Here is a 15,678-nt window from a genome sequence, read left to right on the forward strand (position 1 = left end):
GGACTAGTTTTCTAATCATTATTGAAACAATATACCAACAGATGCATAAATAATTACCGTTGCGAACACCGCGGTCATATAAATTAAGGAGTATACAAACATTTTATTTGCCCACTTTTTCTCATCCATTTGACGATACCCGACAAAGCTTATCCATAACCAAATGCCACCCAAAATAAGGGAAGCACACGTTAATCCCCAGCTTAGAGGGACAAATAAAAAGCTAGTAAACATTAATAATATTAAGTAAATATTCGTTTGGAGATATGTTCTACGCATTCCTTTGACAACTGGTAACATCGGAATATTTGCTGCGCTATAATCATCTTGTTTACGAATAGCAATGGCATAAAAATGAGGCATTTGCCAAATGACCATGATAATAAATAGCGCCCAAGCAGCCGGGTACCAAATATCAGGCGCAACAGCAGCCCATCCAATTAATGGAGGCATCGCACCCGAAATACTCCCGACTTCTGTATTCCAAATTGTTTTACGCTTTGTCCATATTGTATAAGGAACAACATAGAAGAAAACACCTAGAAATCCTAGAAATGCTGCAAGTCCTGTAGTTAAGTATAAGAACGCAAGCCCTACAACTAGCATTACAATCCCTACACCGAAAACCATACGCGGATTTAACTCGCCAGTTACTGTTGGTCTTGACTTTGTACGTGCCATTATTGCGTCAATATCGCGATCGTATAGGTTATTGAACGTTCCTGCTGCTCCGATTATAAGAGCAGATCCAATAAAGGCAAATAGAATATGTGGTATATGTTCAACAAAGCTTAGTTCATACGTATATAGAGCAAGCATCAGTGCGGCAATCATTGGTATCAAATTTGATTTAATGATTCCCGTCTTGATCGTTTTTGCCCATAAATCCATGTAGTTTTGCATAGTATGTCTTATTCTCCTCATTGTTAGGCTACCCAAAAGGTACACACTATACACTATCATACCATTGAAAGGATTTCTCAACAATTGACTTCTCTAAAAAGTTAATGTGAATTTTCATTGACTGCTGTACCCTTTCTATCAATATAGGAACACGCTACTTTTAACAATGGTAGGATGATTAAAAACACAAAGAGCAAACGGAATATTTGAAATACCGTAACTACCGACACATCTGCTCCAATCGCCGTAGCAAGTAGACTCATTTGATCCAGACCACCCGCTGCTGTGCTTAAAAAGCTTGTTGATAAAGAATAATGTAAAAACTGTGTAAGCACTACCCCTTGCCCAAACGTGATGGTAAGTAATAATAATGCACTCCCAATTCCTAAAAACAATACCCGTTTTCCTAGTTTAATCATATCTGGTTTTAATAGAAGACCAATATATGCACCCATACATAATTGCGCGGCATGAAGTAGGGGCGTTGGTAATTCAGGTACTTCAATAGAAAATAGCTTAAGGATAATGACAAACAGGACCGGTGATAAAAAGAATGGAACCGGTAGCTTAATTATCTTTCCAATTTTAGCCGAACCTAATGCGGCAGTAATCAACAAGGCAAGCGGCAGTATCCCCTCAATCGTAAAGGCGGTGCCCCCTTGTGTTTGAATTACATGACCCGAAAGAAAAAATGGGACAAGGAAGACAATGCTAATGACACGAACTACATGAAAATAGGTCACAATGGCAAGATTAATATCTTTCTCTTCCTCTGCAAATACAACAATTTGAGCTAATCCACCCGGAATTGTACAGGTTAATGCTGTTTTTAATGGTAAATTTCCAATCCGTTGAACCCCGAAAGCCATCACTATACTAATGATGACAAGTACAACATTAAGTAAAAACATAAAAACTAGTAACCATCCCATTTTTGCTAATAGATCAAACTGAAATGAAAGCCCGATTGATATTCCAACAACAACAAGTCCAAAGTTGCGTAATTTCATGGACCAATATAATTCATAGTGGATAAAAAATTGACTTATGAGGACGGCAAACAATGAGCCAAGCATCCATGGAACTGGCATGCCGGACAATTCAAAAATATATGCACCTATAAAACTAATAAGCGCAACCAATCCCATCGATTTAAATTTCAACACGAAACCCTCCTTTCTAACAGATACATTTTTTACTAGGTTATCATAATTTTTTAGTATTGCTTCAAAAAGAAAGGAGAAATAGTAAAAACCGACTTCCCTATGGCGAGGAAATCGGTTTTTGAAAGAGGGTTGTGAGGATTAGTGTTGCGTTTTTCTGTCTATTATTAATTTGTACAATATAGGTGCAATTATACTTTTTCTTTTAATATTTTTTTAATTCTTCTTGTGATTTTTAGCACCCAGCTTACCTTTGATAACTAAGTAGCCATCCAATTCCAAATTGATCAATCACATTGGCATGTAAAGCACCCCATGATGTATCGTGCAATTCATAGATAATATTGCCATCCACAATCAACGAAGTATACACTCTTTGAATTTCTTCTTCACTTTCACATTCTAAAGCAATTCGTATATTGTCACCTAGTTTCGTTTCTCCAAAAGTATCTGAAAAATGGATAACACTTTGTCCAACCGTTAATTCAGCATGCAAACACTTGCCATCTTCACTTTCTTGTATATTCATCATTTCTCCGCCAAATAAATTACGATAAAAGGACATCACTTCAAGACAATTGTCTACAAAGATATAAGGAGCTGCACTTTTCATATAGAACCTCCAACGTTTCTTTTTCATCGTATTTATTTTGCCAATTGTCCATAATCATTAAACAATAATTTAATATAAGCAAATATTATTAAGAAATGACAAGCATGCTTTCCATGAATTCTTCAAATGCATTTACCTTTAATGGACGGCTAAAGAAATACCCTTGTCCAAATTTACAACCATTAATAGATAATTTCTCCACATGTTCTTGTAGTTCGATTCCTTCAGCAATTACTTGTAAACCAATTGAATCAGCAATTTTTAAGATCGCCTGCACAATTGCATTACTTTCTTCATTTTGGTGAATATCTTTTATAAAAGATTGGTCTACTTTTAAAATATCAATTGGCAAGTTTTTAATATAACTAAGCGAACTATAGCCGGTACCAAAATCATCCACAGAAATTTGAATACCTAGATTGCGGATTTCATTTAAAATGGCTACTGTATTTTTTACGTCGGCAAAAATACTTTCGGTTACTTCAACTTCTAACCATGTAGGATCAAGGCCTGATTCCTGGACAATTGTTCTTACTTTATCGATAAAAAATGGATCTTCTAACTGACGGACAGATACATTGACCGATACAGTTAAAGGATTGTAGCCAGCATCATGCCATTTTTTTGTTTGAGTACAACTTTCTTTTAGAATCCACTCACCTAATGGGATAATTAAACCAGTTTCTTCTGCTAGTGGAATAAACTTACCAGGCGAAATTGTCCCCAGATCTGGATGATTCCATCTGACTAGAGCTTCCATTCCAATTACCCGCTTCGTTTCAATATTAATTTTAGGTTGGTATTCTATATAAAATTGATCCTCTTTAATCGCTGTTCTCATCGCACTTTCTAAAAGTCGACGCTCGATTGATTGCGTTTCAATTGTTTTATTAAAAATTAGATAATCGTTTTTCATGCCACTTTTCACATGAGCTAGTGCATTATCTGCATTTTTAATAAGCTCCTCAGGTGAATCACCATGTTCAGGAAAATTCGCAACACCAATACTACACGTTACAAAATAGTCTTGGCCCTCCACTTGAATCGGTGATTGGAAGCTTTGCAATATTTGTTTAACGATATATTCTGTCTCATTGTCATATTTCACGTCACGTAACATCACAATAAATTCATCGCCACCCATACGACCCGCAATGTCTGTTGGACGAATGATTTTTTGAATATTTTCTGCCGCTTTTTTTAGAACCATATCTCCTACATCATGTCCTAATTGATCATTCACATTTTTAAAGTTATCTAAGTCCATAAAAAGTATAGACATGTTATATTTTGATTTTTTCCGGTCTAACATTTCATTTCGAAGATGACTCATAAATGAACGACGATTTGGGAAGCCTGTTAAGCTATCATGATATGCTAAATGAAAGATTTTTTTCTCGATTTCTCTTTTACCTGTTATATCCTTCATTACTACTAAAATAAGTTCTTTTGATGAATTTTCTATATGATTTTTTGTCTTACTAAAGACTGCTTCAACATAAATGTAATCCCCTTTAGAGTTACGCAAACGATATTCGCTATCAAAACTTTGTTCACCTTGTTCTAAAAAGTATTCCAAGTCATGTTTTAAAAAAAGAATATCGTCATGGTGAATCAGATCAAATAAATTGCCTTTTTCTAATTCTATTAAATTATGGCTCAATACAGTTTCAAATGATGGCGAAGCGTACTCAAGGGAGCCACCTTCCTTCATTAAGGCAATGAGATTAACCGTATTTTCAGCAATTAGACGGTATTTTTCATTGCTCCGAATGACCTGTTCCTCTAATTCTTTTTCTTTTGTAATATCTGTTCGAATCGAAATATACTGGTAAGGTTTTCCCTTTTCATTCAAAAAAGGGACGATCGTGGCGTGAACCCAATAATCAACGCCATCTTTTCGTTTGTTTTTAATTTCACCTTTCCATATTCTCCCGTTCCCGATTGTCTTCCACATGTCTTTAAAAAACTGTTTTGAATGGTAACCGGAGTTTAGAAGATTATGATTTTGACCAATTAACTCTTCTCGTGAGTACTGAGACAATTCACAAAATAAATCATTTACATAGGTAATGACCCCTCTTTGATCTGTAATACCGATAATAGAGGATTTATCTAATGCGTATTCTATATCCAAAAGTTCTTTTAACTGGTCTTTAATTTCTTCAATATTTAGTTCATCAATCATTTTTTTCATCGTTTTCATGACCGTTAACTCCTTAACGTACATTCATAATCATGTCATTTTATTTGATATTATTAATTTTACCAAATTTCCTTCAATATTAGGTAAATAGTTGTGAACAAACAAAGGATATTGAATTGTAGAGCATATTACCTATTCATCATTTAGGAATATATAAGTGTTTCATTTATCTATTTTTGTGATATTTTGTAACTTTCCATCATTTAAAAGTTAAAACAGCTATTTATATATTCACTTCTTTTTTACCTTAGTTGTTTCAAGCCTATGTGATAGTGTAAATGGAACTTCTCCTTCAACATAGCCCGTAAATTTCACAATAGGGGATTTCACATCAATTTTGTTTAGATCCAATACTTCAACAAATCCTTCAAAGGTATATTCAAGTTTTCCGCCACTTTCTAAATGATTCCCTTCCTTGTGAGGCGTGCCAACGAGAACAAAACTATTTTCTTTTGAACCTTCCTTCGTCAAAATAGGTAGATTAACATACATATTTAAATAAGAAATAGTCCGTTCAGATTTATTTTTCACTTCGATTACATAACCTACGAAATACTCATTGTTAAATTGCTGCTTTAATTGAATTTTTATATCTTCTTCTTTAAAATTTGCGGTATTATTCTCTTTTGAATTACAGGAAGCCAAGAGAAGGGGCATGAACAGAATAAGCAGTACACATAATACTCGCACGCCATCCACTCCAATCCTACATGTTTACCTCACGATACTTCATGATATCTTTCTGTTCGAGGATTCATGCATGGAATAGAGTTTCTTAGAATGAACATCAATAAACTCCCACTGTATTTTTAGCGGGAGCATTTACGTTACACAATTTTCCAGTATTAGCTTCTTAGAAATAATTCAATTCTATTCGAGTGTTTTCAAATAAAAAACATCTCTTGCTTAAATAAACAAGAGATGTGTATAACTTAGTGAATATCTTTCTTTCTGAAACTTCCACCCTTCACTTCTGCAACATCATAAACTGTAATAAAGGCATGTGGATCAATTTCAGAAATAATTTCTTTCATTTTACTTTCTTCTAAACGATTAATGACACAAGTCACTTCTTTAAACTCTTCATTGGAGTAACCACCATATGCATTTTTATATGTAGAAGTACGACCTAGGCGATCGCGAATTGTTTCCATCATAACATCAGATTCTTTTGTGATAATTTTAAAGGTTTTAGATCCACTTAAACCTTCTTCTACGATATGAATTACTTTAGAGGCAATGAAGTAGGCAATTCCTGAAAGAAAGGCACCTTGAAGACCAAATACAGTAGAAACAATGATGAAGACAAATAAATTTAAAAATAAAATTAAATCACTTGTTCCAAATGGTAGTTTTTTCGAAAGTAAGACGGCTAACATATCAATTCCGTCTAATGCTCCACCGTTACGTAAAGCTAACCCCATACCAAAACCTAGGATAATCCCACCAACAACGGTTACTAATAACGTGTCCCCTTCAACAATAATTGGAATATGGTGCATGATAACAGTTCCAACTGCTAATGAAGCAATCCCTAGAACTGAAAAAATTGCAAAGCTTTTACCAATTTGTTTATAACCTAGCCAAATGAAAGGGATGTTTAAGATGGCGATTAGAACACCTAGTGGTAAACTAAATAATTTTGAACCTACGATACTTAGACCGGTAACCCCACCATCCGATACTTGGTTTGGAATTAAGACCGCTTCTAATCCATAGGCTGCGATTAATCCCCCAAGAATAATTAAAATAGCTTTGGAAGTGATTTTAGCTATACTCGTTTTTTGCTTTGTGACTGGACTCATTTTTCTTTCCCCGTTTCAATCTAGTTTCAACAGCATTATGTAATTTTTTTACATCTATTTTTATAGCTATTTTTAATTATATTCCTATATTTCTTATTTGAAAAACCATATGGCAAAAAAAGTGATAATCTTTATCGATTACCACCTTTTTTGTTTGAACTATATTTAATTTCTGAAAACGCGTCTGTTTGCTTAATATTACTTATATCTATTTAATATTGCTTCTGGGATATGACAATAATCATTTGGACATCTAGCTAACCTATCTTGATGCTCTTCTGCACTTCTTACATAGTTTGTAAGAGGTAATACTTCAACAACTATAAGGTCATAATCATTTCTCTCACTAATAAATGCCTTCGCTTCTTTTAAGTGTTCTTGCTTTTCACTATATACTCCTGTTCTATATTTCTCACCAACATCCTGTCCTTGTTTATTCAAACTGTATGGATCAATTATTTCAAAAAAATACCCCATTAATTCTCTGATCGTTACCACCGTTGGATCAAATCCTGTTTTTACACATTCGGCGTAACCATCATAATCACCCTCCAGTGTGTGACTTGTTCCATTAGCTCTTCCTGCTTCTGTAAACGTAACTCCAGGTAAAGTTTTTATAAAAGCTTGTACTCCCCATAAACATCCACCAGCAAAATATACTATTTCCATATTATTCTCCCCCTTATGCAGCAAATCAGTCCAACAACCCCAGAATGGGAACGACTATAAATCTTTGATACAAAATGGTCTTGTCATCTTGCGTAAAACTGACGGTGGAGTTGACCAACTTCCTCCGCTAGTTTAGGAACAGGGCCATCTACTGTGGTATCACTAATAACATCTTGAATAGACAGATTCCGAACACGCGACGGAGCAACACCCAATTCAACTAACCATTGTACCAACTGTTCAGATGAACTTGCATAAACGATCCGACCTAAACCAACCCAACCGTGAGCCGCAGCACACATAGGGCAATGTTCCCCAGAGGTATATACTGTCGCCTTGCTTCTTTCTTCAGGTACCATGTTATTAGCTGCCCATCGCGCTATAGCAAATTCCGGGTGTTGAGTATGGTCACCGCCTGCCACGTGATTATGATCTTCAAAAAGCACCTCTCCATCGGCTGAAACAAGTACTGAACCAAATGGCTCGTCACCTTTCTCTAGAGCAATTTTTGCTAATTCAACACAACGTCGCAAGTGCTTCAAATCTGTATTACTTATCATATTTAAATCCTCCTCGTCCTTTTTTATTTTTTGCATCACCATTCTGTAAGATGTCCTATTTTATACTTTAAAGCAAATGGAGTAGCAGGTATCAAAGTAGAATGACATACACCTTTCACGCTCCTGCTAATTAAATCTATTAATCTAAATTCTATTCTGTTCAAGGAAGGTCTTTTTCATATGGGGATATTCAAAAGTCTTAAAAAGCAGCAAATTATCAATCAACAGTTCCTCTTTTTCAAAACGATGCAACTTTATTTTAAAGCCACAATTGAATTATTTTAACAGATCTTCTAGCGCTAATCGAAGTTCAGGATATGCAAATTCAAATCCTTCACTTAGTAATTTGTTAGGTAAAACTTGTTGCCCTTCTAACACAAGCTGGCTTTTTTCTCCTAATGCTAATTTCATCGCAAAAGACGGGACAGGTAACCAATGTGGACGTTTTAATACCGTTCCAATTGTTTTTCCAAATTCCTTCATCGTTACTGGATGAGGTGCTGTTACATTCACTGGACCGTTCAGATGAGGATTTTCAATCGCAAAAACAATTGCCCTTACGACATCCGTTACGTGAACCCACGACACCCACTGATTTCCTGCGCCCACCGTTCCACCTACAAAAAGTTTATACGGTAACACCATAAGAGGTAATGCCCCACCTTCATTTCCAAGGACAACACCAAACCTCATAAACGCTGTACGAATACCATATTGTTCTACTTGTTGTGCTTTTGCCTCCCAATTTTTAACCGTTCGTGCTAAAAAATCCGTTGCAACTTCATGTGAATTTTCCGTATAGGTCACAGTTAAAGAGGCTGGATAGATGCCAATTGCACTTGCATTTATAAGCACTGATGGTTTATTAGTTAGCGATTTAACGATTCTTACTAACTCATCTGTCGCAATCATTCGACTTTCATAAATCTGTTTCTGGTGTTTTGGGGTCCATCTACCATCATTTATGGATACACCTGCAAGATTAATGATGAGATCAACCTTTCCCAATTCTTTTTCTGGTGTTGCCCCCTCTCGAAGCCAAACAACATAGGATTTGTTTGCTGATGGTTGCTTTTCCTTTCGCGTTAAAATAATTACCTCATGCCCCTTCTCAATAAGTACATCCGTTAACCTCTCACCAATAAAACCAGTACCCCCTGCTATTACGATTCTCATACGAATACACCCCTTCTTTAGCCTATTTACTATTAAAATACCCAGCTCTTAAATAACCCCAGACAATAAGTAAGGTATAGCAGATTTAATATATTCTTCTGGAGATACTTCTTTCCCATTTCTACGCCATTCTACAGAGGCACCATACATGCCCCAACTTAAAATGATGGCAGTCATTTTTAATGCCTGCGTCTCTTTCGTTCCCTTTTGTTTTACTAATAATTTGTAAAAGATCACCTCAAGCTGTTCGCGAATGATACGCGCAATGGTATCCTCGTACCCTCTATGGCATCGGTTGGATAAAGAGATTTGAAAGTTCGTAATGGCCGTAAAAATACGAATCAGCGTTTCTTCATTTAAATCAGTATCTTCAAAATTATCTCCTGACAAATTAATCATCAATACTTCAGATAGTACCTTTTCTAATAGATCATATATATCTTCAAAATGATAATAGAATGTCGCGCGATTAACTGTTGCTTCTGTTGTAATATCCTTTACCGTAATTTCTTTAAATTCCTTTTTACCTGAAAGCTCAATAAAAGCATCCATAATTAATTTACGCGTACGAAGAATTCGGGGATCCGTTTTTGATTGTGTCATGACAAGGCCCTCCTACTTTTTCAACAATTTCACACATGTGTTGGATAAACAACAAATCTAAAAATCTATTGGTGTTGCTAATTTTCATTATGTTCTAAAATTTAATTGTAAAGCAAATAGATGGTTTTTAGACATATCAATTGGAGGGAAAACAATGACAAACAAAAATAATATGATGTGTGATTTAGAAACGGGTATTTGTGGTGTTGCGGGTGAAGAAGAAATGGAGATTATCGATTTTAATCAGCCAAAGAAAACAATTGAACTTTATTATGTAACGGATCCTATCTGCTCGCATTGTTGGGCACTTGAACCTGTACTTCGTCGATTCAAAGTGCAGTATGGTCATTATTTTAACGTTCATGTTGTAATGGGTGGTTTATTAGAAAAATGGGGTGACGGGCCAGTAGATCCTGCAAACGGCATTTTTGGTCCTGCTGATGTTGCGGGGCACTGGAGAGAAGTTGGCGAATATTCTCGCATGCCAATTGATGGATCACTTATGATTAACAATCCTGTTCAATCATCTTACCCTCCTTCTCGTGTATTTAAAGTGATTCAAAAAAATCATAACGAAGAGTTAGCGTATGAATTTTTACGCCGCGCACGCGAAGCTCTTTTTGCATTTAATAAAAACATTTCGGACAAAGCTGTTTTAACCGATATCGTTACTAAACTAGGTCTTGATGGTGGTACAATTGTTAATGAAGCAGATACACAAAGTAGTCAACAATTATTAGAAGAAGATTTTAGTCTTATGAGAAAGCTTGGTGTTAGAGGTTTTCCTTCCATTGTCATGATTAATGAAGAAAATAAAGGCGTTAAAATCGTAGGAAGCCGTCCGTTAGAATCGTATATCGATGCTCTTAAACAAGTTCTGAATACGGAAGAACTACAACCAACACAACTACCTGCCCTTTCCCAATTGTTCGATCAAGAGAAATTTTTATTTTCAAAAGAAATTGAAGTCATGTACGATACTGAACAATCTAGCATCAACACATTTATTGAAAAGGAACTTTTACAAAATAGCTATGATATAAAAGAACTCCTCGGGGAATCTTATATTACAAAAATCTAAATTGAGGGAGAACAACAATGGCATACTTATTACAAGTTGATTTTAAAATGGATGGCCCTTTTGGAGATGAAATGACCGAGGCTTTCTCAGATTTAGCGCAAAGCATTAATGAAGAAGAAGGGTTCATTTGGAAAATTTGTACAGAGAACGTGGAAACAAAGGAAGCAGGCGGAATTTATCTGTTTCAAACAAAGGAAGCTGCTGAAAACTATATTAAAATGCATACAGAACGTTTAGCTGGCTTTGGTATTACGGGTGTTAACGGAAAAGTGTTTGCCATAAATGAGAAACTATCCGAAATTACAAAAGGTCCTATACAATAATTTAAAGCGAGTAAGCAAACTATTGCTTCTCGCTTTTTTCTGTTTTTTCGCTTGCCCTTTGTAAAAACTTGCCGATTATCGTAATGACGATGATATATGGAATAATAAACATCCCATATCCGGTTCCATATTCCGTAATATCTGACGTGGCGTGAAGATAAAACCCCCATAACCCATAAAGGACATATCCTAATAGTACTGTAAGACACCACGCCCATTTTTTCTTTAGCAGCGGATATAAAATTGGTCCACCAACAAAGATTAGAAGCATAATAATTTCTGAAAAACTAACCGACATGAAGTTTCCTCTTTCTGTCATTAAATTGTGTTATGCCCAAATAAAATTCTACAAAAATATCAAATTTCCTTCTTAAATTTCATGGTCATACAATAATTACTATATGAAAATAGATAAAGGTTATGATAAGGTAGATTATCTATAACGAATGATTCAAAGGAGAAGATTATGCTAGAAGTAACCGATAGTAAATTAGCTCAGTATGTCGTTCATCATGTTAGTGATCAGTTAGTGCTAGGAGAAGAAGCATTTACTCAACCAGAAGTGATGCTCGAAGCGGCCTTTACTCAATTAGCCTTTCACAAAATTGAGTGGGACCAACAATACGAATTTTTCCACGAATCCAATCTTGGCTTAAATGAAATCTATACATATGTAAAATCAATCTTTGACTCTGAAAGTAACTTCCTAGAGCAATCGAAACATATCGCTACTCACTTACACAGTGCCTCCCAGCATCCAAACATTAAAGCTGGAGAACTATTTATTGGGTTATTTGAAAATTGCCTACTTAATAATGCGCCTAAAAAAGTGCTAGCCATCGTCAAAATTGATGAGAAAGAAATATTTTTAGATGTAAAAAACGATCAAAATAAAATGATTGTTAATGGCATCGACGGTATTAATGTGAAAAAACTTAATAACATGGCCGTCATTGTGGATATGGGACAAGATGAGCCCCCTGCAGTCTTTATTAAAACGAAGCGAAAAGAAGATGTGATTTACTGGCAAGAGCGTTTCTTAAAAATCCGTGTTGCCGATGAACATTATCATAAAACGAATCTCGCGTTAACTGAGGTAAAAAAATATATTTTAAAAGAAGAGACCTTTTCAAATACGGAGAAGCTAGGATATTTAAACAAAACCCTTGATTATTTTCGAACGGAAGAAGAATTCCAAGTAAATGAATACATTGATTCTGTATTTAATCAGGCCGATTCCGTGCAAAAGGATATTATCGTGAACACGGTAAAGCCTTATGAAACGGTTATTTCAGAAAGTGCTATTGAGAAAGTGGAAAAAACGTACAAACGTAAAATTAAACTCGATTCCAATATCGAAATTCAAGTTAACGTGCGTGATATTGAGCAAGTTGATGAACTGATAGAAGTTGGTTTTGATGAAGCAACCAATCGTAAGTTTTACAAAATCTATTTCCAAGAAGAAGAATAAAACTCTAATCCCACAACTCCAGACAAAGAGCTGTGGGATTTTTGTTAGTTTAAAACTTGATCAATCGCTTTATTGCGAACTAATACTTTAAGTACGACATAGGCAAGGATTGCACCGACAAAGGAACTTGCGACAAAGGCCGGAATTAAGCCGAAAAGACTCGCCTCTTGCCCTAAAAATAACACACCAATAGGATAAGTTGCCATGGCTCCTAGAATCCCAGTCCCGATCACTTCTCCGGTTGCCGTCAGCTCCAGATTTTTCGTTTTTGCATAAAGGATGCTTGCCAGTAGTGCCCCTATCATACTTCCTGGATAAGCAAATAAACTACCTGTTCCTAATAGATTTCGCATAGTTGATGTCAAGAACGCTTGTAATACGGCATAAGCAGGACCGAGTAATACAGCAGAAACCACATTAGCTAAATGCTGAATAGGAAATGCTTTTGCAAATCCTAATGGAATATACACCAGTGTGCTACATGCAGTCGTAATGGCTGCAATAATCGCCGTGTACGTTAGTTTTCTAGTTTTATTCATTTCTTTCATCCTTTCCATTTTGCTAAATCACTTCACCTAATTCGGCATAATGATACTCATTCAAAGAAAAAACCCTATTCACATAAACATGTAAACAGGGGAAATGGCAAAATGATTGAATGAAAAAATCATTGTACACTTCCCTACGTTAGTACGAACTAAATCAGGTTCAAAGGGTACTTCTCAGCCAAATGGCGCCCCTAGTGTTTAGCTATTGAATTGGTTTTATTTTAACATCCTACAAAAAGTTTACAAGCCCTTTTATTAAAACAACGCTAGTCCAATAAACCAGAGCACTGGGACAAATAATGCAGGTAACATATTTAGCGATTTACTATCTTTAATACCTAAAATGGATAGACCCGCGCTTAAGATTAAAATCCCCCCCACTATAGATACTTCAGTCATTAAAGCATCCGTTAAAAAGGGCTCTATATATTGAGCGCTTAAATATATGGAAGATTGCCAAATACATAACACAACCGCTGCAAAAGCAATCCCAAAACCATATGTAGCTGCTAATGCCATGGACGTGACAAAATCCAATGTAGCATTGGTAAATAAATATGTATGATTGTTATAGAGCGCACTTTCGACTGGACCTAATATGGATAAGGTTCCAATACAAAATAATAAAATCGCGGTGGACAACCCTTTACTCAAATTAGATTTCGAAAAACGATTGACCATATTATTAAATTTGGCATCAATATCAATGATCGTCCCAACTAAACCACCAATTGCTAAACTGGCAATAAATAATACCGGATACAAACTATTGGACATATTTTGAACAACTGCATTAGCACCTAGAGCAAGAGATGCAAAACCCATGGCAGTAAATAATGCAGATTGATATTCTTCCTTTATCCCTTTTTTCAAGATGCTTCCTATAGCGCTGCCAACTAAGATTGCAATTGTATTTACAATCGTGCCTATCATGTAATTTCCCTCCAATGTTACGCTTTGTATAACATTTTACAGGATTTAAATTTTTATTCCGCCAAGTTTTTTCATAATTCCGCCAAACTGAGGGGAAATCCCGTCAAAAGATTGGATAATTCCGCCAAAACTAAGGAAAATCCCGCCATAACTAAAAAAAGCGCCCCACCCTTAAGTAGATACGCCGGCAAAACTAATTATTCAATTACTTTTTTCCCTAATATAATTAAATCTCGTTTTACCCCATCTAAAGTTGCCACTTCAGGGAGGTGAGCCCACTTTTCAAAGCCAAATTTCTCAAATAGACGTAGACTTGGTTCATTGTGTGCAAAGATGAATCCAAGTAATGTATCGACCCCGTAATTCGGCGTTAATTCAATTACTTCTGCTAAAATCTTTTTCCCAAGGCCATGTCCTCTAAAGTTTTCATCAATATAAATACTGATTTCAGCCGTTGCATCATAAGCAGGTCGCCCATAAAACGATTGGAGACTTACCCAGCCACAAATCGTATTATCCATTTCTACAACCCATAAAGGTCTTTTTGAAGGTGCATGTTCGTGAAACCATTTTAAGCGAGCCTCGACTGTTACAGGTTCCGTATCCGCTGTAACCATTCTACTCGCAATCGTTGAGTTATAGATTTCAACAATTGTAGGTAAATCCTCTAATGTAGCATCTCTGAATGTAATATTATGTGACATATAAACACACACCCTTATTAAAGTTTATATCCATGTTAAATGTTCTAACAAGGAAATACAATAGGGCATTTAAAAGAAAATAAGAAGGAATATTCCTACGATGAAGCAGTAATATGTAAAGTAAACTAACTTTCCATTTTTCATAATCCCCATAAACCACTTCATTGCAAAAGAGGTCATTACAAGTGTAGCCATAAATGCCGCTAAATAAGGAATAGCTAAGTCAGCTTTATTTGGTTCATTCAAGAAATCCGAAAATCCTAGTACGACTCCACCAAGGCTCACCGGAATATATAACATGAATGAAAAACGAAGTGCGGTATCTTGTTTCATTCCGACAGCAATCGCAGAAATAATTGTAGCACCTGAACGACTAATTCCAGGTGTTAACGCAACGGCCTGCCCTAAACCAACAATCAATGCATCCTTTGTTTTAACATCACGCTCATCTTTATAACCTTTCATATCACGTATTAGCCATAAAGCGATCCCTGTAACAAATAACATAGCAGCAATCGTTGTCATACTTACATTTTCAGCGATAAAATCATTTAGTAATACACCAAGAACACCTGCTGGAATCGTCCCAATTACAATAAAACAAACAAAGCGAAAATCACTTTGATAGCGACGATTTTTTGTTTTCAAATACTGTATTGAATTATTTGCAAGCCTAACAATATCTTTTCTATAAATAAAAAGAATCGCAAAAAGTGAAGCGGTATTTGTTAAAATGGCAAAAGTAAATCCTTGTTCACCTACCCCTAAGATTTCACTTGCAATCATTACGTGTCCACTTGAAGATACGGGAATTGGTTCTGTAAAGCCTTGTACAAGCCCAATTATAATCATTTTGATCAACAAAATAATATCTACTTCTCCCATATAAACCTCCCTATAAATATTTGTTTATCTATAAC

The 15,678-nt window shown here is 35.6% G+C and carries 18 protein-coding genes and 1 riboswitch; of the genes, 3 read left to right on the forward strand and 15 right to left on the reverse strand.

All coding sequences use genetic code 11. The features are described 5' to 3' along the window. Positions 1-18: 18 nt before the first annotated feature. From cyoE to EK386_RS13665, 10 genes are all read right to left on the reverse strand, one after another. Positions 19-903 carry a heme o synthase gene (gene cyoE / locus EK386_RS13620; RefSeq protein ID WP_126659726.1) on the reverse strand — a complete coding sequence of 295 codons (885 nt, stop codon included), beginning with the start codon at positions 901-903 and terminating at the stop codon, positions 19-21. A gap of 101 nt (positions 904-1,004) precedes the next feature. Beyond that, a complete protein-coding gene (locus tag EK386_RS13625) occupies positions 1,005-2,066 on the reverse strand; it encodes an AbrB family transcriptional regulator (RefSeq protein ID WP_246027670.1) in 1,062 nt (353 codons plus the stop codon). A 247-nt stretch (positions 2,067-2,313) separates the two neighbouring features. Further along, on the reverse strand, positions 2,314-2,679 hold the full coding sequence (locus EK386_RS13630; protein WP_126659727.1) for a VOC family protein: 366 nt from the start codon (positions 2,677-2,679) through the stop codon (positions 2,314-2,316). 88 nt (positions 2,680-2,767) lie between these two features. Continuing rightward, complete coding sequence (locus EK386_RS13635; protein WP_246027671.1) at positions 2,768-4,885, reverse strand: sensor domain-containing protein; 2,118 nt, start codon at positions 4,883-4,885, stop codon at positions 2,768-2,770. A 231-nt stretch (positions 4,886-5,116) separates the two neighbouring features. Next, complete coding sequence (locus EK386_RS13640) at positions 5,117-5,575, reverse strand: hypothetical protein (protein WP_126659729.1); 459 nt, start codon at positions 5,573-5,575, stop codon at positions 5,117-5,119. Between the two features lie 242 nt (positions 5,576-5,817). Then, positions 5,818-6,690 carry a YitT family protein gene (locus EK386_RS13645; RefSeq protein WP_126659730.1) on the reverse strand — a complete coding sequence of 291 codons (873 nt, stop codon included), beginning with the start codon at positions 6,688-6,690 and terminating at the stop codon, positions 5,818-5,820. Between the two features lie 198 nt (positions 6,691-6,888). Further along, positions 6,889-7,359 (reverse strand): peptide-methionine (S)-S-oxide reductase, encoded by a 471-nt coding sequence (locus EK386_RS13650; protein ID WP_126659731.1) that lies wholly within the window; start codon positions 7,357-7,359, stop codon positions 6,889-6,891. Between the two features lie 83 nt (positions 7,360-7,442). Beyond that, positions 7,443-7,919 carry a nucleoside deaminase gene (locus EK386_RS13655; protein ID WP_126659760.1) on the reverse strand — a complete coding sequence of 159 codons (477 nt, stop codon included), beginning with the start codon at positions 7,917-7,919 and terminating at the stop codon, positions 7,443-7,445. Positions 7,920-8,195: 276 nt separating this feature from the next. Beyond that, complete coding sequence (locus EK386_RS13660) at positions 8,196-9,095, reverse strand: TIGR01777 family oxidoreductase (RefSeq protein WP_126659732.1); 900 nt, start codon at positions 9,093-9,095, stop codon at positions 8,196-8,198. A gap of 48 nt (positions 9,096-9,143) precedes the next feature. Continuing rightward, positions 9,144-9,698, reverse strand: coding sequence for a TetR/AcrR family transcriptional regulator (locus EK386_RS13665; RefSeq protein WP_126659733.1), 555 nt, complete (start codon positions 9,696-9,698; stop codon positions 9,144-9,146). Positions 9,699-9,852: 154 nt separating this feature from the next. On the opposite strand from EK386_RS13665, the gene EK386_RS13670 reads away from it, so the two are divergent. Together EK386_RS13670 and EK386_RS13675 are read left to right on the forward strand one after the other, a co-directional pair. Beyond that, positions 9,853-10,779: a DsbA family protein gene (locus EK386_RS13670; RefSeq protein ID WP_246027672.1), complete on the forward strand. Its 927-nt coding sequence runs from the start codon at positions 9,853-9,855 to the stop codon at positions 10,777-10,779. Between the two features lie 17 nt (positions 10,780-10,796). After that, the gene (locus tag EK386_RS13675) at positions 10,797-11,102 is read left to right on the forward strand and encodes a monooxygenase (protein WP_126659734.1); all 306 of its coding nucleotides are present in this window, start codon (positions 10,797-10,799) and stop codon (positions 11,100-11,102) included. A gap of 19 nt (positions 11,103-11,121) precedes the next feature. Here EK386_RS13675 and EK386_RS13680 read toward each other — a convergent pair whose 3' ends face one another. Further along, a complete protein-coding gene (locus EK386_RS13680; protein WP_126659735.1) occupies positions 11,122-11,400 on the reverse strand; it encodes a hypothetical protein in 279 nt (92 codons plus the stop codon). Between the two features lie 168 nt (positions 11,401-11,568). Between EK386_RS13680 and EK386_RS13685 the strand changes: the two genes are divergently transcribed. Beyond that, on the forward strand, positions 11,569-12,573 hold the full coding sequence (locus EK386_RS13685) for a nucleoid-associated protein (protein WP_126659736.1): 1,005 nt from the start codon (positions 11,569-11,571) through the stop codon (positions 12,571-12,573). 44 nt (positions 12,574-12,617) lie between these two features. On the opposite strand, the gene thiW is transcribed toward EK386_RS13685, so the two are convergent. The 4 genes from thiW to EK386_RS13705 all read right to left on the reverse strand — a co-directional run bounded on the left by thiW (position 12,618) and on the right by EK386_RS13705 (position 15,643). Further along, positions 12,618-13,112, reverse strand: a complete 495-nt coding sequence (gene thiW, locus EK386_RS13690) for an energy coupling factor transporter S component ThiW (protein WP_126659737.1) — start codon at positions 13,110-13,112, stop codon at positions 12,618-12,620. A gap of 123 nt (positions 13,113-13,235) precedes the next feature. After that, a riboswitch (TPP riboswitch) is annotated at positions 13,236-13,324 on the reverse strand. Positions 13,325-13,376: 52 nt separating this feature from the next. After that, complete coding sequence (locus tag EK386_RS13695) at positions 13,377-14,054, reverse strand: DUF554 domain-containing protein (RefSeq protein WP_126659738.1); 678 nt, start codon at positions 14,052-14,054, stop codon at positions 13,377-13,379. Positions 14,055-14,251: 197 nt separating this feature from the next. Then, positions 14,252-14,758, reverse strand: a complete 507-nt coding sequence (locus EK386_RS13700; protein WP_126659739.1) for a GNAT family N-acetyltransferase — start codon at positions 14,756-14,758, stop codon at positions 14,252-14,254. A gap of 69 nt (positions 14,759-14,827) precedes the next feature. Continuing rightward, positions 14,828-15,643 carry an undecaprenyl-diphosphate phosphatase gene (locus EK386_RS13705; RefSeq protein ID WP_126659740.1) on the reverse strand — a complete coding sequence of 272 codons (816 nt, stop codon included), beginning with the start codon at positions 15,641-15,643 and terminating at the stop codon, positions 14,828-14,830. Between the last annotated feature and the right edge of the window lie 35 nt (positions 15,644-15,678).

Origin of the sequence: Lysinibacillus antri, assembly GCF_003977595.1 — a bacterium.
GTDB classification, from domain to species: domain Bacteria; phylum Bacillota; class Bacilli; order Bacillales_A; family Planococcaceae; genus Ureibacillus; species Ureibacillus antri.

Excerpts from the sequence above, each read along its gene's own strand:
- cyoE (WP_126659726.1), bottom strand. The coding sequence starts at position 903 with ATGCAAAACTACATGGATTTATGGGCAAAAACGATCAAGACGGGAATC.
- EK386_RS13630 (WP_126659727.1), bottom strand. The coding sequence starts at position 2,679 with ATGAAAAGTGCAGCTCCTTATATCTTTGTAGACAATTGTCTTGAAGTG.
- EK386_RS13635 (WP_246027671.1), bottom strand. The coding sequence starts at position 4,885 with ATGAAAACGATGAAAAAAATGATTGATGAACTAAATATTGAAGAAATT.
- EK386_RS13645 (WP_126659730.1), bottom strand. The coding sequence starts at position 6,690 with ATGAGTCCAGTCACAAAGCAAAAAACGAGTATAGCTAAAATCACTTCC.
- EK386_RS13650 (WP_126659731.1), bottom strand. The coding sequence starts at position 7,359 with ATGGAAATAGTATATTTTGCTGGTGGATGTTTATGGGGAGTACAAGCT.
- EK386_RS13655 (WP_126659760.1), bottom strand. The coding sequence starts at position 7,919 with ATGATAAGTAATACAGATTTGAAGCACTTGCGACGTTGTGTTGAATTA.
- EK386_RS13660 (WP_126659732.1), bottom strand. The coding sequence starts at position 9,095 with ATGAGAATCGTAATAGCAGGGGGTACTGGTTTTATTGGTGAGAGGTTA.
- EK386_RS13665 (WP_126659733.1), bottom strand. The coding sequence starts at position 9,698 with ATGACACAATCAAAAACGGATCCCCGAATTCTTCGTACGCGTAAATTA.
- EK386_RS13670 (WP_246027672.1), top strand. The coding sequence starts at position 9,853 with ATGACAAACAAAAATAATATGATGTGTGATTTAGAAACGGGTATTTGT.
- EK386_RS13675 (WP_126659734.1), top strand. The coding sequence starts at position 10,797 with ATGGCATACTTATTACAAGTTGATTTTAAAATGGATGGCCCTTTTGGA.
- EK386_RS13680 (WP_126659735.1), bottom strand. The coding sequence starts at position 11,400 with ATGTCGGTTAGTTTTTCAGAAATTATTATGCTTCTAATCTTTGTTGGT.
- EK386_RS13685 (WP_126659736.1), top strand. The coding sequence starts at position 11,569 with ATGCTAGAAGTAACCGATAGTAAATTAGCTCAGTATGTCGTTCATCAT.
- thiW (WP_126659737.1), bottom strand. The coding sequence starts at position 13,112 with ATGAATAAAACTAGAAAACTAACGTACACGGCGATTATTGCAGCCATT.
- EK386_RS13695 (WP_126659738.1), bottom strand. The coding sequence starts at position 14,054 with ATGATAGGCACGATTGTAAATACAATTGCAATCTTAGTTGGCAGCGCT.
- EK386_RS13700 (WP_126659739.1), bottom strand. The coding sequence starts at position 14,758 with ATGTCACATAATATTACATTCAGAGATGCTACATTAGAGGATTTACCT.
- EK386_RS13705 (WP_126659740.1), bottom strand. The coding sequence starts at position 15,643 with ATGGGAGAAGTAGATATTATTTTGTTGATCAAAATGATTATAATTGGG.